Source organism: Desulfonatronum sp. SC1 (genome assembly GCF_003046795.1).
In the GTDB taxonomy this organism is placed as follows: domain Bacteria; phylum Desulfobacterota; class Desulfovibrionia; order Desulfovibrionales; family Desulfonatronaceae; genus Desulfonatronum.
The window spans coordinates 14,855-39,303 of record NZ_PZKN01000032.1 but is presented as its reverse complement, the minus strand read 5'-3'; the positions used below and the strand labels follow the sequence as shown (position 1 = coordinate 39,303).

Sequence of the window (24,449 nt, the reverse complement as noted above, 5' to 3'; positions counted from 1 at the left end):
CCATCGACAGGCGAAGCCGGAGGAACGTTCATGAAGATCGGAGTTTTCATCTGTCATTGCGGCAGCAATATCGGTGGAACGGTGGACGCGGCCAAGGTCGCCGAGGCCGCTCGCGCCTTTCCCGACGTGGTTTTCACGTCGGATACCATGTACGCCTGTTCCGAGCCGGGACAGGACGGCATCATCCAGGCCATCAAGGATCACCAGCTCGACGGCGTTGTGGTGTCCTCCTGCACGCCCAGGATGCACGAGCCTACGTTCCGGCGCACCGTGGAACGGGCCGGGCTGAACCGGTTCATGTTCGAGATGGCCAACATCCGCGAGCACGTCTCCTGGATCGGCAAGGACAAGGAAGCGAACACCAACAAGGCCGTCGAACTGACCGGCATCGCCGTGGAAAAGCTGCGCCGGGATCAGCCCTTGTTCGCCAAGCAGTTCGACATCAACAAGCGCGTTTTGGTCATCGGCGGCGGCGTGGCCGGTATCCAGGCCGCCCTGGACTGTGCCGACGGGGATCGGGAAGTGATCCTGGTGGAGCGCGAATCCACCATCGGCGGCAAGATGGCCAAGCTGGACAAGACCTTTCCCACCGTTGACTGCAGCAGCTGCATCCTCGGGCCGAAGATGGTGGACGTGGCCCAGCACCCCAAGATTCAGCTCTACGCCATGTCCGAGGTGGAGGAGGTCGGCGGGTACGTGGGCAACTTCGAGGTCAAGATCAAGCGCAAGGCACCCTACGTGAATTGGGATCTGTGCACCGGCTGCGGGCTGTGCATGGAAAAGTGTCCAAGCAAGAAGTCCAAGGATCGCTTTAACGAACAGGTGGGCACGACCACGGCCATCAACATCCCCTTTCCCCAAGCCATTCCCAAAAAGGCCGTGATCGACCCGGAGTTCTGCATCAAGTTCACCAAGGGCAAGTGCGGAATCTGCGCCAAGGTCTGTCCGACCCAGGCCATTGTCTTCGATCAGCAGGAAGAGATCGTCAGCGAAAGCGTCGGGGCCATTGTCGCGGCCACGGGGTATGACCTGTTCGACATCAGCAAATACGGCGAATACGGCGGCGGCCGTCTGCCGGACGTGATCACCGGGATGCAGTATGAACGGCTGCTCTCGGCCTCCGGCCCCACGGGCGGGCACGTCAAGCGGCCTTCCGACGGCAAGGAGCCCAGAACCATCGTCTTCGTGCAGTGCGTCGGCTCCCGGGACAAGAGCGTGGATCGGCCCTACTGCTCGGGATTCTGCTGCATGTACACGGCCAAGCAGGCCATCCTGACCAAGGACCACATCCCGGATTCCACCTCCTACGTCTTTTACATGGACATCCGTGCGCCGGGGAAGATGTACGACGAGTTCACCCGTCGGGCCATGGAGGAATACGGCACCCAGTACGTCCGGGGCCGGGTTTCCATGATCTATCCAATGGGAGACAAGCTGCTGGTCCGGGGCGCGGACACCTTGATGGGCACGCAGGTGGAAGTCGAGGCCGATCTGGTGGTCCTGGCCGCCGGAGCCGAGGCCGCCGTCGGCGCGCCGCAGTTGGCCGAGAAGCTTCGCATTTCCTACGATAAATACGGCTTTTTCATGGAGAGCCACCCCAAGCTGCGGCCCGTGGAGACCAACACCGCCGGGGTGTACCTGGCTGGCGCGTGCCAGGGGCCCAAGGACATTCCGGCCTCCGTGGCCCAGGGCAGCGCCGCCGCGGCCAAGGTTCTGGCCTTGTTCGCCAAGGACAAGCTGGAAAACGACCCGATGATCTCCTTCGTGGACATCAAGCGCTGCGTGGGCTGCGGCAAGTGCATCCAGGTCTGCCCCTTCGGCGCGATCAAGGAGGTGGACTTCCGGGGCGAGCCCAAGGCCGAGGTCATTGAAACCGTGTGTCAGGGCTGCGGGCTGTGCACCGCAACTTGCCCTCAGGGCGCGATCCAGCTTTCCCACTTTACCGACAACCAGATTCTCGCCGAGGTGAACGCCTTATGTCAGCTCTAGCCGGAAAAGAACTTCGTATCGTTGGATTCTTGTGCAACTGGTGCTCCTACGGCGGGGCGGACACGGCCGGGGTGGGGCGGTTTACCCAGCCCACGGACCTGCGGATCATCCGCGTGCCCTGCTCGGGTCGGATCAACCCCTTGTTCGTGGCCAAGACGCTGCTCTCCGGGGCGGACGGTGTTCTGGTCTCCGGCTGTCACCCCCGGGATTGCCACTATGCCGAGGGCAATTTCTACGCCCGCCGTCGGCTGGAAGTCTTCAAGCGGCTTTTGCCGACCATGGGCATCGATCCGGACCGGTTCGAGTACACCTGGGTTTCCGCGTCCGAAGGGCAGCGGTGGCAGAAGGTGGTGACCACCTTCACGGAGCAGATTCACAAGCTCGGCCCGGCTCCCCGGTTCGGCTTGGCCCACGAACAGAACCCGGCAACCGCGGCGGCGTGCTAAGGAGCGCAACAGTGACGATTCTCACGCAACTCAAGGAACAGATAACGGCGCAACTGCCGAAGCTGGACATGGTCATCGGCTGGGAACGGGGCTACGACGCGCTGCATGCCACGCCCTTGTTCATCCGCGCGGCTGAGGACGTGGAGCGGCTGCAAATCGGGCCCCTGGCCGTACACAACACAGCGACCTATCTCACCGGCCTGAAGAACAAGAAGGTCGGCGTGGTGGTCAAGGGCTGCGACAGCCGGGCCGTGATTCAGTTGCAGCAGGAAGGACTGATCAACCGCGAAAACGTGGTGGTCTTCGGCTTTCCTTGCGACGGAGTGGTGGACCTGACCAAGCTGCGCCGCCATATCGGCGACATCGGCAGGGTCAAGGAGGCCAAGGCATCATCCTCGGAATTGCAATTGACCCTGGACGGCCAGGAGCAGCAGATGGCCTTGGCCGACGTTTTGGCGGACAAGTGTACGCGCTGCCGCTTTCCCAACGCCCTGGTCCACGACCATTTCGCGGGTACGCCCCGGGAAGCCCATGCCGCGACCGACGACTACCCCGACGTCCTGGCCTTTGAATCCCAACCCCTGGAAGCCCGGTTCGAGCACTGGAAGCAGGAAATGAGCCGCTGCATCCGCTGCTACGCCTGCCGCAACGCCTGCCCGATGTGCGTCTGCCGGGACCATTGCGTGGCCCAGAGTCGTGATCCGCACTGGGTGACCCAGGAGGACGCGGTTCGGGAGAAATGGATGTTCCAGGTGATCCACGCCATGCACTTGGCCGGGCGCTGCGTGGAGTGCGGGGAGTGCCAGCGGGCCTGTCCGGTGGACATCCCGATTCTGGCGCTGAAGCGCAAGCTGAACAAGGAAATCAAGGAAGTCTTCAACCACGATGCCGGTGTTGATCCCAACGCAATACCGCCATTGCTCTCCTTCCAGGTGGAAGAGGAGAACATCAACGAGCGAGGTTGGTGATGGCCGAGGCCAAATTCATAGCAAACGACAAGCTGACGGCCTGGCTGGACGAATTGTCCGCGACGATGCGGGTGCTCGCTCCGACCAGACAAGGCGACGCGATGGTCTTTGCCCCGTATGTCCCGGGCCAAAATGTGGAAATGGGCCAGGAGGCAACGGCCCCGCCCAAAAGCGCCGTCTTCCCGGCCAGCGAGGATCTGCTGCGCTACGACTACCGCAAGAACCCCGAAGATCTGGGTCAGGTGGACGTGGAACTGCTGCCGACCATCACCCCGGAGCCGACCCTGGTTTTTGGTTCCCGGCCCTGCGGTGCTCGGGGGTTCCTGGTTTTTGACCGGGTCTACGACGGCGCGAAATATAAAGACCCTTACTATCTGGCTCGCAGAGAAGCCACGGTGTTCGCCACGATAGCCTGCCTTCAAGCCGAGAACGCCTGTTTCTGTCACAGCGTGGGCTCCGCTCCCGGGGACGCCGCGGGTTCGGACCTGCTCCTGACGCCCTTGGACGACGGGTACGTGGTGGAGGCGGTGAGCAAGAAGGGAGAAACCTTGCTGGGCAGCTCCCTGCTTGCGGCCGGGAAGAAAAAGGCCGCCCAGGCCAAGAAGCTGCGGGAGCAGGCCCTGAAAGACATGGGCGATCCCCAAGATTTCGGCCCGGCCAAGGATAAACTGCTGGCGTTGTTCGACGACATGGGCTTCTGGGAAGACGTCTCGGCTAAGTGTATCAGTTGCGGGGCCTGCACCTATCTCTGCCCCACCTGTTACTGCTTCAACATCACCGACGAAAATTCCGGATTGACCGGTCGGCGGGTGCGCTCCTGGGACAACTGCATGTCCTTTCAGTTCACCATGGAAGCCAGCGGCCACAACCCCCGCCCGACCAAGGCCCATCGCCTGAAGAATCGGGTCGGGCACAAGTTCAGCTATTATCCGGCCCTGCATGAGGGGATCATTGCCTGTTGCGGCTGCGGCCGGTGCATCAAGAGCTGTCCGGTGAGCGTGGACATCCGGGAAATCGTGGCCAAGGCCATGGCCCATCAACCACCGGCTGTCGAGGAGGCCGCGAAATGAACCAGAATCCGAAACATTCGCCTCTGATGGCCAATCCCTATCTGCCGGAGATCGGCACAATCATTGAGACGATCCAGGAGACGCACAACATCAAAACCTTCCGGATCGTCCTGGGCAGCGAAGAGCGGATGCAAAACTTCCACTACGAGCCGGGACAGGTAGGTCAGTTGTCCGTGTTCGGCATCGGCGAGGCCACCTTCGTGATTAACTCCCCGCCCACGCGCAAGGAGTACCTGCAGTTCAGCGTGATGCGCGCCGGCGAGGTGACCACCAAGCTACATTCCCTGTCCAAGGGCGACCGGATCGGTGTGCGCGCCCCGCTGGGTAATCACTTTCCTTACGAGTCCATGAAGGGCAAGGACGTCGTCTTCATTGGCGGCGGAATCGGCATGGCCCCGCTGCGCACCTTGCTGCTGTTCATGCTCGACAACCGCGAGGACTACGGCAAGATCAGCGTGCTGTACGGCGCACGCAGCCCCCAGGACATGGCTTTCAGCTACGAACTGCCCGAATGGCTGGAGCGCAAGGACATGGAGACCGTGTTGACCATCGACCGGGAGGCCGAGGGCTGGGAGCACAAGGTGGGGCTGATCCCCAACGTGCTGCTGGACATGGCCCCCAAACCCAAAAAAGCCGTGGCCGTGACCTGCGGCCCGCCGATCATGATCAAGTTCACCCTTCAGGCTTTGAAGAAGCTGGGTTTCAAGGATGATCAGATCGTCACTACCCTGGAGAAGCGCATGAAATGCGGCGTGGGCATCTGCGGACGCTGCAACATCGGCACGAAATACGTCTGCGTGGACGGGCCGGTGTTTACCTACGAACAATTGCGCGAACTGCCCAATGAACTTTGATCCGGGCGCGCTTGGTTTCGGCTCGCGACGGATTTGAACCAAGGAGAAAAATTATGGCGGGATTTTTTCAGGCGGTCGAGATTGCCGAAGCCGCCGTCACCATCGAACAAGAAGGACAGGCCTTTTACGTCAGCGCGGCTCAGGCGGCAAAGAACCCAGACGTGAAGGACTTCTTTCTGTTTTTTGCCAAGGAAGAAGCCCGGCACGAACAAATTTTCCAGCAGCTCAAGGACAGGCTGGGCAAGATCGAACTGCCGGCCTGGAGCACGACGGAAGAGTACGGGATGTACTTGCAGGCCCTTATCGATTCCCACTCGATCTTTTCTCCGGAACTGCAAAAACGGTTGGCCGAAGCTTCGAGCGAGCACGAGGCCATTCGCTTGGCCATGGGCTTTGAAAAGGACACGATTCTGTTTTTCATGGAGATGAAGGAGCTGGTACCGGATTCGGAAAAGACGTTCGTGCAGCAGTGCATCGACGAGGAACGCTCGCACCTGCGCCAGCTCTCGAAGATGCTGGCGTCGTAAGCGGCTGGACACGAACTCGCTAGGTGCTGGGACGGTCTGATGGAATGATTTGCGTTTGAGCCGGGCACGGTGACTCGGGACGGTACCTGCTTCACTGGTTTACATCCCTATGATCGGGACGTAAATTCGAACGGTTGGACGGATATAATCGGCGATTTGGCGATTGGCTGGGTGTTTTTGCATGCAGGCATAACATATCTAAGGAGGTTCTTCGATGGACAAGATTTTACGCATTGATGTTGGCGCGCAGGGTGGTCCCAAGGCCACCGTCGAGCCGGTGGGCGACTACGCGGGCATGGGCGGTCGGGCCATGACCAGCATGGTCGTGTACAAGGAAGTTCCGGCGGATTGTCACCCCTTGGGGCCGGAAAACAAGCTGGTTATCTCCCCTGGTCTGATGAGCGGCTCGGCGGCTTCCTCATCCGGCCGGCTTTCCGTGGGCTGCAAGAGCCCCCTGACCGGTACCATCAAGGAATCCAATGCCGGCGGCACCGCTGCTCAGGCTTTGGGACGCCTTGGCTACGCAGCGGTGATCCTGGAAGGTGAGCGCCAGGGCGACGACATGTACAAAGTGTTCATCGACGATCAGGGCGTGAAGATCGAAAAGGCCAACGAACTGAAGATGCTGCCCAACTACGATCTGATCGACAAGTTGAAGCCTGTTTACGGGGAAAAGGTCTCCGTGATCTCCATCGGCACGGCCGGGGAAATGCGCTTTTCCAACTCCTCCATTGCCGTGACGGACCCGGAATTCCGGCCCACCCGGCACTGCGGACGCGGAGGTGTCGGCGCGGTCATGGGCTCCAAGGGCATCAAATGCATCGTTGTGGACGCTTCCAACACCAAGATGCGTCAGCCCGTGAACCCGGAAGGCTTCAAGGAAGCCAACCGCAAGTTCGTGGAAGGGCTGAAGCAGCATGCGGTCACCGGCCAGGGCCTGCCGACATACGGCACCAACGTCCTGACCAACGTGCTCAACGAAGCCGGCGGCTACCCCACCTACAACTTCCGTGAAGGCCGCTACAAGCACCATCAGAACCTGTCCGGCGAACTCCAGGCCGAGAACATGAAGAACCGCGAAGGCGGCCAGGCCACCCACGGTTGTCATCGCGGCTGCGCCATCCAGTGCTCCGGGATCTACACGGACAAGGACGGCAACTACATGACCAAGCAGCCGGAATACGAGACCGTCTGGTCCCACGGCGGCAACTGCGGCATCGACGATTTGGACGTGGTGGCCAAGCTGGACTACCTGGACGACAACTACGGCCTGGACACCATTGAAATGGGCGTGACCATCGGCGTGGCCATGGAAGCCGGGGTGATCGAGTTCGGCGACGCCGAAGGGGCCATCAAACTGGTCCACGAAGTGGGCAAGGGCACTCCGCTGGGCCGCATCCTGGGGGCAGGCGCCGCCACCACGGCCCGCTGCTACGGCCTTGAGCATGCTCCGGTGGTCAAAGGCCAGGCCATGCCCGCCTACGATCCTCGCGCGGTGAAGGGCATTGGGGTGACCTACGCCACCACGACACAGGGAGCTGACCATACGGCAGGTTATGCCGTGGCCACGAACATTCTCAAGGTCGGCGGCGATGTCGATCCGCTCAAGCCTGAAGGCCAGGCCGAACTGTCCCGGAACCTGCAGGTGGCGACGGCGGCCTTGGACGCAACGGGCTACTGCCTGTTCATCGCCTTCGCCATTCTGGATCAGCCCGAGACCTTCAACGCCATGGTCGATTCCATCAACCAGATGTACGGCTTGAACATGACCGGCGACGACGTGGTCGCCCTGGGTCAGAAGATCCTGAAAATGGAGCGAGAATTCAACAAGAAGGCTGGTTTCGGTCCCGAGCATGACCGTCTGCCCCGGTACTTCTCCCGCGAGCCCCTCGCCCCCCACAATGTCGTGTTCGACGTGTCCAATGAAGAATTGGACAGCGTCTACAACTTCTAAACGCAAGAACGGTCTTTCGTTTGGCACCCCGGGAAGCGGCCAGCCTCCCGGGGTGTTGCTGTTCTGTTCAGTATCCGCTTTTTTCATTTGCTAATTTGCGTGGCAGGGCGGCATGGTTGCCGCATCTAACGTCAATTTCCAAGCCTGACTTCGGAGAAATCAGCCATGCCGTACACCGCTCCTTATCCTGAACCCTATGACAAAACATTGGACAATCTGCCTCTGATCGTAATGGAGCACGATGCCCCGGAATGGTTCGGCATTCTTCTCCAGGGCTTTGACATGCCCGTGCCCAAACCCTGTACGCTCAGGGAGTTTTTGTGTGAACTGGTCGGCGTTTGCGGGGTGTATACGGAAAAGTACTTGCAGACGATATTCCTCAACGGGAAGGCCATTGACGATCTGGACCGGGCAATGATTGTGCCCTCCTCGCGTTTGGCCTTGTCCGCGGCCATGCCTGGCCTGGTGGGAGCGACAATGCGCCGGGGCGGCTATTACAGCAGAATGCGCGAGGGGATTTCCCAGTCAAGGGAGAACACGACCGACCCTACGGAAGAACAGCCTTTTCGCCTGCAAGTTCGCCTCTACAATGCCGTAGGCCGTGAGCTTGCCGGGTTGTTTCTGCACCAGGGGATATTTGTCGCCTCGGAATATCTTTTGAAGTTTTTAAAATCCCAACCCCCGAAATTTTTTGAGCACTTGCATAACGTTGTCCTCAACGGCACGCCCTTGCCCGTCACGTCCTCATCCCTCGATTCTTGGCAGCTCCCCCAGGGCGACGTCGCTCTGAGAGTAACGGCCGTCCAGCCGTAACGCTCCATCCCCCCAGCTTTGGGGATATTATCAAGGCAGGGTTCCTGGGTAGCAAGCCACCCTGTCGAAAAACAGTTTGACGCTTTTGCGGATAACGATTATCCATAAAGAAATGTTTTCGCAAAATGGGATGTGTCATGGAGAAACCACTTTCGAGGACCAATGTGCGCCTTGAGCAGATGACCGCCCGGCTCAAAGAGCGTGATTTTCGGTTGACCCCGCAGCGGTTGGCCGTGCTCAAGATATTGGCTTCCAGCAACGGGCATCCCTCGGTGGAGCGGATTTACGCGCAGGTCCACCGGGACTTCCCGACCACGAGCATTGCCACGGTTTACAAGACCGTGGCCCTGCTTCGGGATCTGGGAGAAGTGCTGGAACTGGGTTTTCCCGACGGAAGCAACCGGTATGACGGACACAAGCCCTATCCTCATCCTCATGTCATCTGCACCAAGTGCAAGATCATTCTGGATCCGGAGTTGAGCGGCCTGACGGACCTGACCAGGGAAGTCAGCGCGGAGACCGGTTTTCGGGTCACAATGCACCGCGTGGATTTTTTCGGGGTCTGTCGGGCCTGTCAGGAAACCGCATCCAGGAAAGAGACGGAAACAATCGGTTCGTAGGAGATGGCAACCAAATCGTTATCAGAACCTCAACCGTTCATGGAACAAAAGGAGTTTCCAGTATGAGTGAAACAGGAAAATGCCCCGTCACGGGCAAGACGCACGACCATCCGGCCGCCAAAGGCACGTCGCATCGCGAATGGTGGCCCAATCAACTGGACCTGGACATTCTGCACCAGCACGCCCCGGCCTCCAACCCCTTGGGGCCGGATTTCAACTACGCCGAGGAGTTCAAGAAGCTCGACCTGGCCGCGGTGAAAAAGGATCTCGTCGCTCTGATGACCGACTCCCAGGAGTGGTGGCCAGCGGACTGGGGTCATTACGGCGGGTTGATGATCCGCATGGCCTGGCACAGCGCGGGCACCTACCGCACGGCGGACGGACGCGGCGGCGGGGGCACCGGGAACCAGCGCTTCGCGCCCATCAACAGTTGGCCGGACAACGTCAATCTGGACAAGTCCCGGCGTTTGCTCTGGCCGATCAAGAAGAAATACGGCAACAGAATTTCCTGGGCCGACCTGATGATCCTTGCGGGCAACTGCGCGCTGGAGTCCATGGGTTTCAAGACCTTTGGCTTCGGCGGCGGACGTGAGGACATCTGGCAACCGGAAGAGGATATCTACTGGGGCTCCGAGGGCGAGTGGCTGGGCGACAAGCGCTACAGCGGGGATCGTGACCTGGAAAATCCGTTGGCCGCCGTGCAGATGGGCCTGATCTACGTGAACCCCGAAGGTCCGAACGGCAACCCCGACCCGGTGGCCTCGGGCCGCGACGTGCGGGAAACCTTTGCCCGCATGGGCATGAATGATGAAGAGACCGTGGCATTGACCGCCGGTGGTCACACCTTTGGCAAGTGCCACGGCGCGGGATCTGCCGACCACGTAGGCCCTGAACCAGAAGCTGCCCCGATTGAAGAGCAGGGCTTCGGCTGGAAGAGCAGCTTTGGCAGCGGCAAAGGCGGCGACACCATCAGCAGCGGTATCGAGGGAGCCTGGAAGCCCAACCCGACAAAATGGGACATGGGCTATCTGAAGGTGCTCTTCAAGTACGAGTGGGAACTGGTCAAGAGCCCGGCTGGCGCGAACCAGTGGCTGGCCAAGGATGTGGAAGACGAGGACATGATCGTGGACGCCCACGATCCCTTGAAGAAGCGCCGACCGATGATGACCACGGCGGACCTGTCCTTGCGTTACGACCCGATCTATGAACCCATTGCCCGGCGCTACCTGAACGATCCGGAAGGCTTTACGGATGCGTTCGCCAGGGCGTGGTTCAAGCTGACCCACCGGGACATGGGCCCCAAGGCTCGCTACCTCGGCCCGGAAGTCCCGTCCGAAGACTTGATCTGGCAGGATCCGGTTCCGGCTGTTGATCACCCCCTGATCGAGGCCAAGGACGTAGCCGACCTCAAGGCGAAGGTTCTGGCCTCCGGCCTGTCCGTGGCGGAATTGGTCTCCACGGCCTGGGCCTCGGCCTCCACCTTCCGAGGCTCGGACAAGCGCGGCGGAGCCAACGGCGCGCGGATTCGTCTGGCGCCCCAGAAAGACTGGGCCGTGAACCAGCCGGACCGATTGGCCAAGGTACTGGGCGTGCTGGAATCCATCCAGAAGGAGTTCAACGCGGCCCAGTCCGGCGGCAAGAAAATCTCCCTGGCGGACCTGATCGTCCTGGCCGGATGCGCCGGGGTCGAGGCCGCGGCCAAGGCCGCGGGACATGCCGTGGAGGTACCCTTTTCCCCGGGCCGTACGGACGCCTCTCAGGACCAGACCGACCAGGAATCCTTCGCCCTGCTGGAACCCGAAGCCGATGGCTTTCGCAACTATCAGAAGAAGGCGTATTCCGTGTCCGCCGAAGAGATGCTGGTGGACAAGGCCCAGTTGCTGACCCTGAGCGCGCCGGAAATGACGGTCCTCGTTGGTGGGTTGCGGGTGCTGGGAGCCAACGTCGGAGGATCGGCCCACGGCGTGTTCACGAACCGGCCGGGAGCCTTGAGCACCGATTTCTTCACCAACCTGTTGGACATGGGCACAATGTGGAAGCCCGCGTCCGAGGCGCGGGACGCCTTCGAAGGCCGGGACCGCAAGTCCGGAGACCTGAAGTGGACCGCCACTCGGGTGGACCTGATCTTTGGTTCCAACTCGCGATTGCGCGCCCTGGTCGAAGTCTATGCCCAGGACGACACCCAGGAGAAGTTCGTTCGCGACTTCGTTGCGGCCTGGACCAAGGTCATGAATCTGGATCGGTTCGACTTGACATGATCCCGACCTAGCCGCCTTCGTGAGCTTCTCCGGCTACGTTGAAAAAATGATCGTCGTCCCGCCAAGCCTGGCGCTTAGGCCCGGCGGGACGACGACTGATCTTTTTCCCTCTTGCATCGGTGGCCCGTGGGACATTCGGTTCTTGTCATTTGGGAGATCGGTCTTATCTCATTTTTTCGAACATGCTTGACGAGCGTTGTTGTTCGTGGTTGCAAGGCTTGCGGCGAACAGGACGCGTTTTGCGTTACAAAGTCTAGAACATCCCTTTATCAACCAAACCGTAAGGAGATTCTGAAAAATGTCCGAAAATCGTTACTGCCCCCATTGCGGGGTTGCGTTGACCGCGACCCTTGGACCGCCGGATTCCGGCTGGGGGGCGCTGTTGGTCTGTGAAAACAATGAGTGCGCGGTCTTCAAGGGATCCAATGAGAACATAAAATACAAGCCCGGCGACTCTCCACTGGGTTGCCGCTATGCCGAAGACGTGGATGGCGGTTACAAGCCGTTCAATATGCTGGCTTTCCGTGGCTTCTAGCCTCTTGCTTCCCCGCTCAAACTCCCTGGGAACGATTGTTCTCGGGGAGTTTTTTTTGTATCGTCAAGGCCATGGAACATGACCCACTCACCCCTTGGCTGGAGTGGGCCAGGGAGATTCAAGCCCTGAGCCAGACCGGCCTCGCCTTTGCCCAGACTCACTACGAACGTATCCGCTATCATCGCCTGTTGGAGCTGGCTTCGGAAATGGTCGCCAGTCGGACCTGTCTGGAGACGGAGGATATCCTGCGCACGTTCCTGGTTCAGCCCGGATACGCCACGGTCAAGGTGGACGTGCGCGGGGCCGTGGTCCGGGACGACCGTATCCTGCTGGTCCGGGAGCGGACCGACGGCAAATGGGCCATGCCCGGCGGCTGGGCCGACGTGGGTGAGTACCCGTCGGCCATGATCGCCCGAGAGATTTTCGAGGAAAGCGGATACGAGGCCAAGCCGATCCGGCTGGTCGGCGTGTACGACGCCAACCGCGCTGGTCGGCCCATGGAGTTTTTTCACGCCTACAAAGTATTGTTTCTGTGCGAACTGACCGGCGGGGCACCCTCTGCCAGCGACGAAACCTCGGACGTGGGCTTTTTCCCCTTCGAAGACCTGCCGCCGCTTTCCGAGCACCGCACCAACCACATCCACCTCTCGGAGGTCCGTCGTCATCTTGCGGACCCGACCCGCCCGGCCGCATTCGATTGATCGCGGTCATGGTCCTTGTCCAACCCCGCGCCACTCTTCCCGACGGCCAGTGCGGGGAAGGACGGAGCTTTTCACGGATTGATTCATGAAACCGATTGTTCTGTTAGCCCTGATTTTAATGACTCATCTCCTGGCCGGATGCTCCGGCAAAAATCCGCACTACGACCCTGACAAGCCGCATCACACCCCCACGGGCTTTCAGAACAACTATCCTCACTCCCGGCCCAGCGGCCTGGACTTCTGGCGCTGGTTTTTTCAGAGGCGGCTGGCCGGGCTGCCCAGGGAGCCAACCCTGGAACTGGCCCCGGTGCCCCCGGATCTGGAATATCTGCACGCAGACAGTTCCGAGCCGTCCGTGACCTGGATCGGCCACGCCACGGTGCTGATGCGCATGGGTGGGCTGAACATTCTTACAGACCCCGTCTTTTCGCGGCGGGCCTCCCCGGTGCAATGGGCCGGCCCCAAACGCTGGCAGCCGCCCGGAATGGCCCTGGATGAACTGCCGCGCATCGACCTGGTGCTGATCTCCCACAGCCATTACGACCACTTGGATCTCCGCTCCGTGCGCGGGCTGGCGGCTCAACCCGGCGGCTCTCCGCTGTTCCTGGTTCCCTTGGGTCTCAAGGAGTGGTTTGAGCGCAACGTTCCCGCCTCCCGCGGCCAGGTGCGGGATTTTGACTGGTGGGATGACTTAGAGTTGGGCGACGAAGAAGGGCGAACCTTGGTGGTTTTCGTTCCGGCCCAGCACTGGTCCCAGCGCACGTTGCGGGATCGAAATCGGACCCTTTGGGGCGGTTGGGTGGTGGAGCAGCCGGATTTCGTGTTTTATTTCGCCGGAGACATGGGCTATTCCCAGGACACCAGGGACATCGGGGAGCGCTTCGGCGGCTTCGACCTGGCGGCCATCCCCGTGGGCGCGTACGAGCCGCGCTGGTTCATGCAAAGCCAGCACATCAACCCGGAGGAAGCCGTGCTGGTACACCGGGACGTGCAGGCCCGGCGCTCCATCGGTGTCCACTGGGGAACCTTTCACGGGATCACGGACGAGCCCCTGGATCAGCCCATCGCCGACCTGGCCGAAGCCAGGGAACGGCACGGCCTGAATGAAGACGATTTTTTTCTGTTGCGCCACGGTGAAACGCGGCGACTTGATGATAACAGGTAAACAAGGAGTCTGATCCATGCCCGGAATCCGCAAAAGCCTTTTGCAGCTTATCTTCTCCGGATCGTTCATGAAGCGCTGGAACGACAAGCTGCGGCCCATGGAGTTGATGGAGGTGGACAAGCAGGCCCATAAGATGATCGTGGCCTGGATGCTCTTTGAACTGAACACCCGGGAGATGTCCGCACAAGAGCGGCTGGGGATCGGCGAGCGGATCGTGGAAGGCGGGATTTTTGAGTATCTGTACCGCCTGGTGATCACGGACATCAAGCCGCCGGTGTTTTACCAGATCAAGGCCAATCCGGCCCATTACCGACAACTGACGGACTGGGTTCTGGACCGGCTCAAGCCCCGGGTGGAGTGTCTCGGCATGCCATTCTGGGACCGGTTGCGGTTGTGGCTGGACCATCCGGAGGAAGGGGATCTGGCCCGACGGATTCTGGACGCGGCCCACAGCTACGCCAGCCGGTGGGAGTTCCATCTGATCACCCACGTCCAAAACTACGACGACGAATTGGAGGAGATCGAGGAGAGCTTTCGCGGGCAACTGGAGACCCATCGGGACTTGGCGGGCATGCCGGAGCTGCTTCAGGGCACGGGAAGCCACCTGGGTCGGCTGGCGCACCTCAGCGGACAGCTGCGATTCCAGAAGCGGTGGTCCCAGACCCCGAGGGTCCCGGAAACCTCGGTCCTGGGGCATATGTTCGTGGTGGCCTGCTTCGGCTACTTTTTCAGCATGGCGGTGGGGGCGTGTCGTGCCAGAGCGCAAAACAACTTCTTCGCCGGGCTGGTCCACGATTTGCCGGAACTGCTGACCAGGGACATCATTTCACCGGTGAAGCGTTCCGTGGCCCGGATCGGCGATTTGATCCGGGAGTATGAATTCAAGGAGTTGGAGCGACGGGTCTTCGCTCCCTTGGAAAAGGGCGGATATTCCGACCTGTCGGAACGGTTGTCTTACTTTCTGGGCTTGGACGTGGGGTCGGAGTTCGTGAGCACGGTCATCCTGGACGGATTGATTCGGGAAGTGAACTGGGACCAGCTCCAGACCACCTACAACCAGGACCGCTTCGACCCCAAGGACGGCAACCTGCTCAAGGTCTGCGACAATCTGGCCGCCTTCATGGAGGCCTACACCTCCCTGCGCAACGGCATCAGCAGCGACCAACTCCAACAGGCCCTCTGGCGTATTCGGGCCGAATACCAGCAGACCAGCCTGGGCGACGGGGTGCATATCGGCGCGTTGCTGGCCGACTTTGACTGATCCGTCTTCCGGTCTTCCACCTTCACCCCATCATCATACCCATCAAGGCGCGGACCATTTTGTCGTTGTAGCCGGGGCTCTGACTCAGCGCGCTAAGGGCGCTGCTCGATGTCAGGGCCTCGGCGTACGGCCGATCGGTGATCATGGCGCAATAGGAATCCACCACCGCGCACAACTGGCCGACCATGCTAATCTCCTTGCCAGGCAGCTTTTGCGGATAGCCTTTGCCATCCAACCGTTCATGGTGCTCCAAGGCCTGCTTGAGGATCAAGTCCGAACGGACCTCCAAGGAGTGCAGCATTTTTCCGCCGATCCAGCAATGTTCCCGGATTTTTTCCAGTTCGTCCCGGGTCAACGGCATGGTCTTGGCTCGGATGAAGGCCGGAATCTTGGACATGCCCAGATCGTGGGCCAACAGCCCCATGGCGACTTCGTCCAGGTGCTTGCGACGCAGATCGCCTTCATTGAGGCGCATGTACAGGGCCAGTCCGATGAAGAGAGAATTGACGCCGTGATTAGCCAGGGAGTGGTCTTCCCAGAGATGTTTCTTGAACGCCTTGATCCGAAACGGATCGTGCCAGAGATACTCCGTCAGGACGAGCAGGTCGGTTTGCAGGTGCACCAGCACGGGGGCCACTGGTTGGTCCAAGAAGGCTTTAAACCGGTCGGTCAGGCCTTGTTTGATAATCAGGGCAATTTCCGAGGATTTCAGGCTTGAATCAACGAGGACCAGGTCAAGTTGCTTGCTGATATGCTCGGCGTAGATCGGATGGTCCTTGCGGGCGACGAAAATCAATCCTTGGGCGCATTTGTCCAGGATCATCTGACGTTGTTCCGCCGAGATGCGCTGACCGGCCTGGGTCAAGGGAATCAGTTGGGCGACCTGCTCCCTGAATTCAAACGTGTCCAAGGGCAGGCGAAATTTCGGAAAACTTTCCAGGATCACCGGACTGACCTGATAATATTCCTCATGCAGGTCTTCGTTCGGTTCTATGGCTTTATTACGCATACGCGTTCCTCGTCAGACAATGGTGCCTCATTTTTCATTCTTTCCTCACCGCTCCACTTAAGGGCAATCCCCATCAAAAGCAACCAGCTCCCTTCTTGCTCCATAGGCAAATTTGTTTTCGATTCTCGCGCTCTATCGGATCGGTTTCGAAATCGAAATCGGCCACATCACAGTTTTCGACTCTTGGCGCCTAATGAGCCTCGTGGTCAACATTTGTGGCATTTATTTGTGAATACTTGGATTTGCTGTAAAATTGAAAAAAGCTTGACAATTAGAAAGATGTGCGGAAGAAGGTGGGAAAAAGTGGGAAAATGTGGAGATGAGTGGAAAGCCGATGACCTTTCGCGGACATGCCTATCGCAGCCTGGACCCCAAAGGGCGCTTGGTACTTCCTACGGAATTTCGGGATGTTATCCTTAACACAGGAACACATGCCCGGGTCATTCTGACAAATTTCGACGGATGCGTGGTGGGATACTCGCTTCAGGAGTGGGAACGGATCGAAGAGAGTTTTCAACGCATCAACATGCTGAATCGACAGTTGCGGGATTTTCAGCGCTTTTTCATCTCCGGGGCCATGGAGGTTGAACTGGACAAACAGGGCCGGATTCTCATTCCTCCTCATTTGCGAACCTACGCCGGCCTCACGCGGGAAGTCGCCCTGGCCGGCGTGGGACGAAAATTCGAGATCTGGGACTTGGAGCGGTTTGAAGAACAGCGACGCAAGATGGAAGAGAGCTTTGATCTGGTCATGGACGCCCTGGCTCAGACGGAGTGCGACCTGCGCATCTAGTAGCGGATGTCCTCTCCCGCGATTTCGACTTTATCCCCATGAGAGGTCGCCGTGACGTCCATGCCCGAATCTTCTGCTCCGCCCGCGCATCAACCGGTCCTGGTCGAAGCGGTCCTGAAACATCTCGCTCCACGTCCGGGGGGGCGCTACCTGGACGGGACCCTGGGGCTGGGCGGGCACGTCGGCGCCGTGCTGGAGGCAACCGACGGCAAGGCCCGCATATTGGGGCTGGATCGTGATCCATTGGCGCTGGAGGCGGCCGCGAAGAGGCTTCGCGAGGCATGGCCGAAGGCCGAATTGACATTGTGCCACGAGTGTTTCAGCCGATTTTCGAACGTCATGGACGAACTCGGATGGGAACAGTTGGACGGCGCATTGCTGGATCTTGGCTTCTCCTCCTTTCAGGTGGACACTCCGGAGCGCGGGTTCAGTTTTCTCGCGAACGGTCCCTTGGACATGCGGATGAATCCTCAAGGCGCGGGGGTGACGGCTCGGGAAGTAGTCAACGCGTATCCAGCGCGACAACTCGCGAAGATCATTTACGAATTCGGCGAAGAGCCTTTAGGAGGAAGAATCGCCAGGGCCATCGAAACAGCGCGCCGCGACGGCCCCATCGAAACCACCCTGGAGCTGGCGCGCATCGTGGAGCAGGCCTATCCTCCGGCAAGGAGGGCCCGGGCCCGCAACCATCCGGCGACTCGCACCTTCCAGGCTCTGCGCATGTTCGTCAACGACGAAACCGGCGAACTCAGCAGGTTTTTGAGCCAAATCGTGCCGCGACTCGCTGACAATGCACGAATCGTGATCATCTCGTTTCATTCCATCGAGGATCGTATCGTCAAACGATATTTCGTGGAACAGGCCAAGTTCTGTCTGTGTCCCCCCAGGCAGCCCTTTTGCTTGTGCGGCCATCGGCCAACATTGAAAATACTGACCAAGAAACCGTTGATCGCATCCAGCGCCGAACTGACCGACAATCCCCGCAGTCGCAGCGCCAAGTTGCGGGCGGCCGAACGGATCGTCGAGCCATGATTCCCTTATTGCTCCGAACTTTCGGGGTCGCGCCATGAATGCAAACGCCAACGCCTCCAGAAAGAATCGATCAACCGGATGGTATTGGGCCACGGCGTTGTTGGGAGTCTGTGGGTTGGTTCTGGGGTTGGCGGTGGTCTGGGTCAATATTGAACGTCTGGACTTGGCCTATGAACTGAAGCAGCTCCAGACCGAACTGGAGCAAAAAAACAATCTCCAGGCCAAGCTGGAAGTGGAACGAATGAACCTGTTGTCTTCGTCTCGACTACGGGCGTTGGCTGAAGAAAACGAACTCCACCAAGCCGAACCCGGGCAGATCAGGATACTGAGTCCCTGAGTTTGGCGGGCCGTTCATGATGTTAGACGCATGAAAACCGACCGACTGAATAAATCCTCGCCCCGAGACTGGGTCCGGATCCGCATGACCCTGCTGGGAGCGTGCATCCTCCTGATCTGGGGCGGGCTGTGGTATCGGGCCTTTCAGGTTCAGGTCGTGCGCGGGCCGGAGTTGACGGCCATGGCCGCCAGACAGCACAAGGCCGCTGAATTCGAGCGTGGAATGCGCGGCGAAATATTCGACCGCCAAGGGCGACTGCTGGCCAAAAGCACGTTGATCCAGTCCGTGTATGTCCGCCCCTTGGAGTTAGAGGATCCGGAAGCGGCAGCTCCAGTTTTGGCCGCCGCCCTGGAGATGCCCGTCGGTCAGGTTCGGACCTTGCTCGGAAGACCTCAGAACTTTATCTGGCTGTCCCGCCAGATCACCGACCGCAACGCTCGGAATATCCTCAACGCGGGGCTACGGGGGGTGTATCTGACCGAGGAGTCGGCCAGGTTCTATCCTCATGGGCATTTGGCCGGACAGGTGCTCGGGTTCGTGGGCCTGGACGGGGAGGGCCTGGAGGGCGTTGAAAAGGCCTACGACGAGGTTCTGGTCGGGCGCAAGGCCACCTTCGTGGCGCAGCGGGACGCCTCCGGACGGAGGATGTATCTGGACGCCCAGGGCCGTGAAGAGGACCTGCGGGGGCGCAACGTCACCCTGACTCTGGACGCGCAGATTCAGTTTTTTGCCGAGGAGGCCCTGGCCGCGACCGTCAAAAAATTCAATGGCAAAACCGGGATGGCTTTGGTGGTCCATGTGCCCACCGGAGAGATGCTGGCCATGGCCAACTATCCGTTCTTCAATCCGAACATGCCGCGTCAGAATGCGGAACAGTGGCGCAACCGAATCCTTTCGGACGCCTTGGAACCGGGATCCACGCTCAAGGCCATGTTGATGGCCGCGGCCCTGGAAGAGCGAGTGATCACCAACGACACGGTCTACTACTGCGAAGAGGGACGGTGGCGGCTGACCGGGGTGAACATCCGCGACGTGAAGGGCCGGGGATGGCTCCCGGCGAATAAGATCCTGCGGTATTCCAGCAACATCTGCTCGGCCAAAATCGGGTTGGACCTGGGAGCCGTCCGATACCACGACTACCTGCGAAAGATGGGTTTTGCTGAACGATCGGGGTTGCCGTTGCTCGGTGAGAACCCCGGCCTGCTCAGACCACCCAAATCATGGTACCCGGTGGACTTGGCCGCCGTCTCTTTCGGACAAGGCATGTCCGCCAACGCCCTACAGATGGCCAGGGCGTATCTCATTTTGGCCAACCGCGGCGTGATGCATCCGTTGCGCCTGGTGCGCGATCCGGAACAGGACGTCGCGCCCATTACCGTGGTTTTTCGGGAAGAAGTGGCTCGGACCGTGATGCGGATGCTCCAGGAAGTGGTGGAAGATGACGGCACGGGCACGCAGGCCCGGATTTCCGGCGTGATCGGTGCCGGCAAGACTGGCACGGCTCAGAAAGCCACTGCCTCCGGTAGCTATGGCGACCGATACGTGGCCTCCTTCGCGGGATTCTATCCCGGCGATCAGCCGGAGTATTTCATCTACGTGGTGGTTGATGAACCCCATCCCCAGCACTATGGCGGAGTGGTGGCCGCGCCCGCGGTAAGGGACATTGGTCTTCGGTCCCTGGCCTACGCCGGGAAACTCCCGGAAGGAAACGTTTTCAGCGCTCAAGAAGACACCCGTGATCAAAATCAAGGCCTGAGCGTCCAGGGAACACGGATTGACCGAGCCGGCCTGGAACGGAATCCCGACCTTTCCCTTGAAGAGGCCGTAACAAACGAATTCGTCTTAGCGGATACGCTGATAGTTGGCCAAGACATGGTTCCCAACGTGACGGGAATAAGCGTTCGTCGGGCCGTGGAGCGACTGCGCGGCTACGGGGTGCTGCCCGAAGTCGAAGGCGGCGGCGGGATCGTTTCCCGGCAGGTTCCAGAGCCGGGCCAGCCTTGGCCCGCTCATGAACGACGGCTGACCCTGTGGCTGGAGGTGTCATGAGGGAGATGGTCATGCAGCGGGTTGAACTCTGGGACACCCTTCTCCAAAAGGTCCGCGACGGATTGATGATCCGGACCTACTCCAAAGCAATCCAACCCGGCGAAGCTTTTATCGCGCTGCCTGGGTCGCGAACGGACGGGACGGCGTTCATCGCGGAGGCGATGACTCGCAAGGCCGGATACGTGATCGCCCCGGAGGGATACCTTCACGGGGCAGCCAGTGAAACGCTGAAAGGGACGACGATTCTGGAACACCCCGACCCTCGGCGGGCCTTGGGCGAGTTGGCCGCGGCCCATCACGGCACGGACCGGGCCTGTCCGGTATTGGTGGGGGTGACCGGGACCAACGGAAAGACCACAGTGGTTTACCTGACGGCTCACCTGTTGCGGTCAGCTGGGTTGCGTGTTGGAACCATCGGGACCATCGGAGCTCAGTGGCCCGGCGGAGAATGCGATCTCGGGATGACCACGCCGGACTGCTGGCGGCTGCACGGAATTTTGGCCCGGATGCGGGGCGCCGGGGTGACTCATGTCTGCATGGAAGTCTCCTCCCATGCCTTGGACCAACAGCGAACCGCCGGGTTGCATTTCGAGGTCGCGGTATTGACCAACGTCACCCAGGACCACTTGGATTATCACCAGGACATGGAAAGTTATTTTCAGACCAAGGCTTTGTTGTTCGCTTCAGGAGCGCCAGGAGCCTTAGGGTCCAAACATCGCGTGGTGAACATGGACGACGACCATGGCCGCCGACTGTTCAGCCGCTGGGGCGGCTTGGGATACGGCCTGGTGCAGGGCTTGGACCATGTTCCGAACAGAACACGACCGGACGTGGACGGCGAACTCGCGGAGCATCTTCATGGCGAAATCCTGGCCTGCGACCGGTCCGGGTTGTACCTGGGCATGAGCTGGAAATCGGCCGCGTGGTCGCTGCGTTCCTCCCTGGTTGGGCGGCATAACGCCTTCAACCTGCTGGCGGCCCAGGGGGCCGGATTGCGGCTGGGAGTGGAGCCGGAGCGGATGGCGGCGCTGGAGAGCTTTTCCGGCGTCCCCGGGCGACTGGAGCGGGTTACCAACCAACAAGGCCTGAATATTTTCGTGGATTACGCCCACACCCCCGACGCCTTGGAGAACGTTGCCGATGCGTTACGAAAAGCGGGATTCAGCCGTTTGATCATCGTGTTTGGGTGCGGCGGAAATCGGGACAAAACCAAGCGTCCCTTGATGGGGCAAGCCGTAGGCCGACATGCAGACGTGGCTGTCCTGACTTCGGACAACCCCCGGCATGAAGACCCGAAAGCAATCTTGGGCGACGTCCTGCCCGGACTCGCGGCCTGCCCGCGTGTGGTTACGGAAGTGGACCGAAGGCTGGCCATTCAACTCGCCCTGGACATGCTGCGTCCCGGCGACGCGTTGCTGGTGGCGGGCAAGGGACACGAGTCGACGCAGCAGATCGGCGACGAAAAACAGCCTTTTCACGATCCCACGGTCATTCGTCGGATTATTGGTGAGATTGATACCGAGTCTGCTCAAAGTGGCGGGGAGGCGGTCTCATGCGCATGAGTCTGAGGCATATCGCCGGAGTCCTGGGACTTACAGAGTCGATCGGTGCCGATGGCCTATCGATTACCGGTGTTGGCATCGACAGCCGGGACATCCGGCCCGGCGACCTTTTTTTCTGTCTTCCAGGCGAGCGTAGCGACGGACACCAGCACGCGGCCCAAGCCGTGGACAACGGAGCCGTGGCCGTGATGGCCACGAGGGACGTGCCCGAGTTGAATGGACGGGTTCCGGTGTTGATGCTCCGTGAAGGGATGACCGCCCAGGCCGCCCTGGGCGAGGTGGCCTCGGCCTGGCGCGAAGAGTTCACGGGGCGGGTGGTCGGCGTGACCGGCTCGGCCGGCAAGACCACGGTCAAGGAGATGGTGGCCCGGGTTTGTTCACGGGGTGGTACGACGTGCCGGAATCGGTTGAACTGGAACAACCAGATCGGATTGCCTCTGTCCTTGTTGTCCTGCTCCGGAGAAGAGGACTTTTGGATCATGGAGGCCGGAATCAGCCGGCCTGGGGACATGGACGACCTGGGAGCGATCCTGCGGCCGGACTTGGCGGTCCTGCTCAATGTCGGCCCCGCGCACTTGGCCGAACTAGGCGGCGTGCCCGGAGTGGCCGCGGCCAAGGCTCGGCTGGCCGCGTATCTCAGTCCGGAGGGCAGGGCCTTGGTCAACCGGGATTGTCCGGATTTATGGCGGGAAAGCGAGGCCGTCACGGACCGAATTCATGGATTTTCCACACGGGACCCCGACGCGGAGTTTTGGTGCGGAGATCCGTTCCGGATCGATTCGGACCGGATGGGGCTGGAGTTGCGGCTGCAAGGCCGAGGGCTGAGCCTGTCCTGGCCGACGGAGCGGACTCCCGTGGCGCAGAACGTGCTGGCCACGGCCGCCGCTGCCACCTTGCTGGGCATCGACCCGGCCGCGATTCAGGAAGGGTTGAGCGTTGATTTGGCCCTGCCGGGGCGTTTCAATGTTGAACGCCGCGGTGACTGGTTCCTGGTGGACGACACGTATAACGCCAATCCTCTATCCATGCGCTTGGCCCTGTCCAGAGCCCGCGCCCTGACCGAAGGACACCGTCTTGTCTGCGTTCTGGGAGACATGTTGGAACTGGGAGCCTCGGCCAAAGCCGAGCACCACGACCTTGGCCGGACCTTGGCCGGAGTCTGCTCCGAGGTGTACTACCACGGCGCGCACGGTGCGGACGTGCGGGCCGGATTGGCGGCGGAACAGGCGTCGACCCGGTTCACGGAATGTGAGTCGCCGCAACATTTTCTGGAAGCATGGCGCAAGTCCGCTCTGGCCGGGAAAAGCATCGACGAAGCCGACCGGGGCGAAAGTGGGGGCGTGATCCTGTTCAAGGGGTCCCGGGCCGGAAAAATGGAAACCTATCTTGAAGCCCTGCGAACGGAGCCGAGCGCATGATCTATCACTTACTCTACCCGCTAGGGAGCGAATACATCGTTTTCAACGTGTTTCGCTACATCACCTTTCGCTCCGTGTACGCCCTGCTCACCGCGTTGCTGATATCCATCCTGCTGGGGCCACTTTTCATCGCCTGGCTGCAACGGTTGAAGTGCGGGCAGCACATTCGCGAGGACGTCCCCAAGCACAACGGCAAGGCCGGAACCCCGACCATGGGCGGCCTGCTGATCGCCTTTTCCCTGCTGACCAGCGTATTGCTCTGGGGGGATCTGACCAACGTCTACCTCTGGCTGACCATTTTCGTCTTCGTGGGTTTCGGTCTGGTGGGCTTTTGGGACGACTTCTTGAAGGTGGTCAAAAAACGCAACCATGGCTTGAGCGCCGGAGGCAAACTGCTGGGACAGATCGTGGTGGCCCTGGGGGCGATATCTTTGTTGCTGCTGCAACCGGCCTATTCCACAATTCTTTATTTTCCGTTTTTGAAAATGCTCCAGCCGGACATGCTCTGGATGTACATCCCCTTCGCCGTGCTGGTGATGGTCGGCTCGTCCAACGGGGTCAACCTGACCGACGGGCTGGATGGCCTGGCAATTGTGCCGTTGATCGTGGCCGCGGCGTGCTTCGGCATCTTCGTTTACGTAGCCGGTCACGTGCAGATCGCCAAGTACCTCCAGGTGGCCTACGTGCCCGGAGTCGGCGAGGTGACGGTGTTCTGCGCCGCTCTGGTGGGCGCGGGGCTGGGCTTTTTGTGGTTCAACGCCTACCCGGCTCAGGTGTTCATGGGCGATGTGGGCAGCCTGAGCCTGGGCGGGGTTCTGGGGTTCATCGCCGTGTTGGCCAAACAGGAACTATTGTTGCTGATCGTCGGCGGGCTGTTCGTGGTGGAGACCCTCTCCGTGATCCTCCAGGTGGGGTATTTCAAAATGACCGGGGGCAAGCGCATCTTTCGGATGGCCCCCCTGCACCACCATTTTGAACTCCAAGGCGTGCCGGAGTCCAAGATCATTGTCCGATGCTGGATTTTTTCCATCATCATGGCCTTGATTTCCCTGAGCGCCCTGAAGCTTCGCTAAAAACGAGTACGGTAC

Annotated in this window: 22 protein-coding genes; 21 read left to right on the top strand and 1 reads right to left on the bottom strand. The window is 60.3% G+C overall.

Annotated elements, in window-relative coordinates; all coding sequences use genetic code 11:
- Positions 1 to 30: 30 nt before the first annotated feature.
- The 14 genes from C6366_RS15315 to C6366_RS15250 all read left to right on the top strand — a co-directional run bounded on the left by C6366_RS15315 (position 31) and on the right by C6366_RS15250 (position 15,161).
- Positions 31 to 1,989 (top strand): CoB--CoM heterodisulfide reductase iron-sulfur subunit A family protein, encoded by a 1,959-nt coding sequence (locus tag C6366_RS15315; RefSeq protein ID WP_107739450.1) that lies wholly within the window; start codon positions 31 to 33, stop codon positions 1,987 to 1,989.
- A complete protein-coding gene (locus C6366_RS15310) occupies positions 1,977 to 2,435 on the top strand; it encodes a hydrogenase iron-sulfur subunit (protein ID WP_107739448.1) in 459 nt (152 codons plus the stop codon). The genes C6366_RS15315 and C6366_RS15310 overlap by 13 nt, the downstream gene beginning before the upstream one ends.
- Before the next feature lie 11 nt (positions 2,436 to 2,446).
- Positions 2,447 to 3,403 carry a 4Fe-4S dicluster domain-containing protein gene (locus tag C6366_RS15305; RefSeq protein ID WP_107739446.1) on the top strand — a complete coding sequence of 319 codons (957 nt, stop codon included), beginning with the start codon at positions 2,447 to 2,449 and terminating at the stop codon, positions 3,401 to 3,403.
- On the top strand, positions 3,403 to 4,473 hold the full coding sequence (locus C6366_RS15300) for a 4Fe-4S dicluster domain-containing protein (protein ID WP_107739444.1): 1,071 nt from the start codon (positions 3,403 to 3,405) through the stop codon (positions 4,471 to 4,473). The genes C6366_RS15305 and C6366_RS15300 overlap by 1 nt, the downstream gene beginning before the upstream one ends.
- Positions 4,470 to 5,327, top strand: a complete 858-nt coding sequence (locus tag C6366_RS15295) for an FAD/NAD(P)-binding protein (RefSeq protein WP_233248529.1) — start codon at positions 4,470 to 4,472, stop codon at positions 5,325 to 5,327. Before C6366_RS15300 ends, C6366_RS15295 begins: the two co-directional genes overlap by 4 nt.
- 53 nt (positions 5,328 to 5,380) lie before the next feature.
- On the top strand, positions 5,381 to 5,854 hold the full coding sequence (locus tag C6366_RS15290; RefSeq protein WP_107739442.1) for a ferritin family protein: 474 nt from the start codon (positions 5,381 to 5,383) through the stop codon (positions 5,852 to 5,854).
- Between the two features lie 214 nt (positions 5,855 to 6,068).
- Positions 6,069 to 7,808: an aldehyde ferredoxin oxidoreductase family protein gene (locus C6366_RS15285; RefSeq protein ID WP_107739440.1), complete on the top strand. Its 1,740-nt coding sequence runs from the start codon at positions 6,069 to 6,071 to the stop codon at positions 7,806 to 7,808.
- A 165-nt stretch (positions 7,809 to 7,973) separates the two neighbouring features.
- On the top strand, positions 7,974 to 8,621 hold the full coding sequence (locus C6366_RS15280; protein ID WP_107739438.1) for a hypothetical protein: 648 nt from the start codon (positions 7,974 to 7,976) through the stop codon (positions 8,619 to 8,621).
- 137 nt (positions 8,622 to 8,758) lie between these two features.
- On the top strand, positions 8,759 to 9,241 hold the full coding sequence (locus C6366_RS15275; RefSeq protein WP_107739436.1) for a Fur family transcriptional regulator: 483 nt from the start codon (positions 8,759 to 8,761) through the stop codon (positions 9,239 to 9,241).
- A gap of 62 nt (positions 9,242 to 9,303) precedes the next feature.
- A complete protein-coding gene (gene katG, locus C6366_RS15270) occupies positions 9,304 to 11,499 on the top strand; it encodes a catalase/peroxidase HPI (protein WP_107739434.1) in 2,196 nt (731 codons plus the stop codon).
- 298 nt (positions 11,500 to 11,797) lie between these two features.
- The gene (locus C6366_RS15265) at positions 11,798 to 12,034 is read left to right on the top strand and encodes a hypothetical protein (protein WP_107739432.1); all 237 of its coding nucleotides are present in this window, start codon (positions 11,798 to 11,800) and stop codon (positions 12,032 to 12,034) included.
- Positions 12,035 to 12,105: 71 nt separating this feature from the next.
- Positions 12,106 to 12,735 carry an NUDIX hydrolase gene (locus tag C6366_RS15260; protein ID WP_107739473.1) on the top strand — a complete coding sequence of 210 codons (630 nt, stop codon included), beginning with the start codon at positions 12,106 to 12,108 and terminating at the stop codon, positions 12,733 to 12,735.
- An 85-nt stretch (positions 12,736 to 12,820) separates the two neighbouring features.
- Positions 12,821 to 13,900 (top strand): MBL fold metallo-hydrolase, encoded by a 1,080-nt coding sequence (locus C6366_RS15255; RefSeq protein ID WP_199221529.1) that lies wholly within the window; start codon positions 12,821 to 12,823, stop codon positions 13,898 to 13,900.
- A gap of 16 nt (positions 13,901 to 13,916) precedes the next feature.
- Entirely contained in the window at positions 13,917 to 15,161 is a 1,245-nt protein-coding gene (locus C6366_RS15250; protein ID WP_107739430.1) for an HD domain-containing protein, read from the top strand.
- Positions 15,162 to 15,183: 22 nt separating this feature from the next.
- Here the strand turns inward: C6366_RS15250 and C6366_RS15245 are convergent, their stop codons facing one another.
- Positions 15,184 to 16,170 carry an HD-GYP domain-containing protein gene (locus tag C6366_RS15245; protein WP_233248528.1) on the bottom strand — a complete coding sequence of 329 codons (987 nt, stop codon included), beginning with the start codon at positions 16,168 to 16,170 and terminating at the stop codon, positions 15,184 to 15,186.
- A gap of 319 nt (positions 16,171 to 16,489) precedes the next feature.
- Between C6366_RS15245 and mraZ the strand changes: the two genes are divergently transcribed.
- From mraZ to mraY, 7 genes are read left to right on the top strand one after another with little or no spacing between them, the layout of a single operon-like run.
- A complete protein-coding gene (gene mraZ, locus C6366_RS15240; RefSeq protein ID WP_233248527.1) occupies positions 16,490 to 16,963 on the top strand; it encodes a division/cell wall cluster transcriptional repressor MraZ in 474 nt (157 codons plus the stop codon).
- 60 nt (positions 16,964 to 17,023) lie between these two features.
- Positions 17,024 to 17,995, top strand: a complete 972-nt coding sequence (gene rsmH / locus C6366_RS15235; RefSeq protein WP_107739467.1) for a 16S rRNA (cytosine(1402)-N(4))-methyltransferase RsmH — start codon at positions 17,024 to 17,026, stop codon at positions 17,993 to 17,995.
- 34 nt (positions 17,996 to 18,029) lie between these two features.
- Positions 18,030 to 18,332, top strand: a complete 303-nt coding sequence (locus tag C6366_RS15230) for a hypothetical protein (protein WP_233248526.1) — start codon at positions 18,030 to 18,032, stop codon at positions 18,330 to 18,332.
- A 30-nt stretch (positions 18,333 to 18,362) separates the two neighbouring features.
- Positions 18,363 to 20,381: a penicillin-binding transpeptidase domain-containing protein gene (locus C6366_RS15225; RefSeq protein WP_107739426.1), complete on the top strand. Its 2,019-nt coding sequence runs from the start codon at positions 18,363 to 18,365 to the stop codon at positions 20,379 to 20,381.
- A gap of 11 nt (positions 20,382 to 20,392) precedes the next feature.
- Positions 20,393 to 21,943, top strand: a complete 1,551-nt coding sequence (locus C6366_RS15220; RefSeq protein WP_233248525.1) for a UDP-N-acetylmuramoyl-L-alanyl-D-glutamate--2,6-diaminopimelate ligase — start codon at positions 20,393 to 20,395, stop codon at positions 21,941 to 21,943.
- Positions 21,934 to 23,361 carry a UDP-N-acetylmuramoyl-tripeptide--D-alanyl-D-alanine ligase gene (gene murF / locus C6366_RS15215; RefSeq protein ID WP_107739424.1) on the top strand — a complete coding sequence of 476 codons (1,428 nt, stop codon included), beginning with the start codon at positions 21,934 to 21,936 and terminating at the stop codon, positions 23,359 to 23,361. The genes C6366_RS15220 and murF overlap by 10 nt, the downstream gene beginning before the upstream one ends.
- Positions 23,358 to 24,434, top strand: a complete 1,077-nt coding sequence (gene mraY / locus C6366_RS15210) for a phospho-N-acetylmuramoyl-pentapeptide-transferase (protein ID WP_107739422.1) — start codon at positions 23,358 to 23,360, stop codon at positions 24,432 to 24,434. Before murF ends, mraY begins: the two co-directional genes overlap by 4 nt.
- Positions 24,435 to 24,449 lie beyond the last annotated feature (15 nt).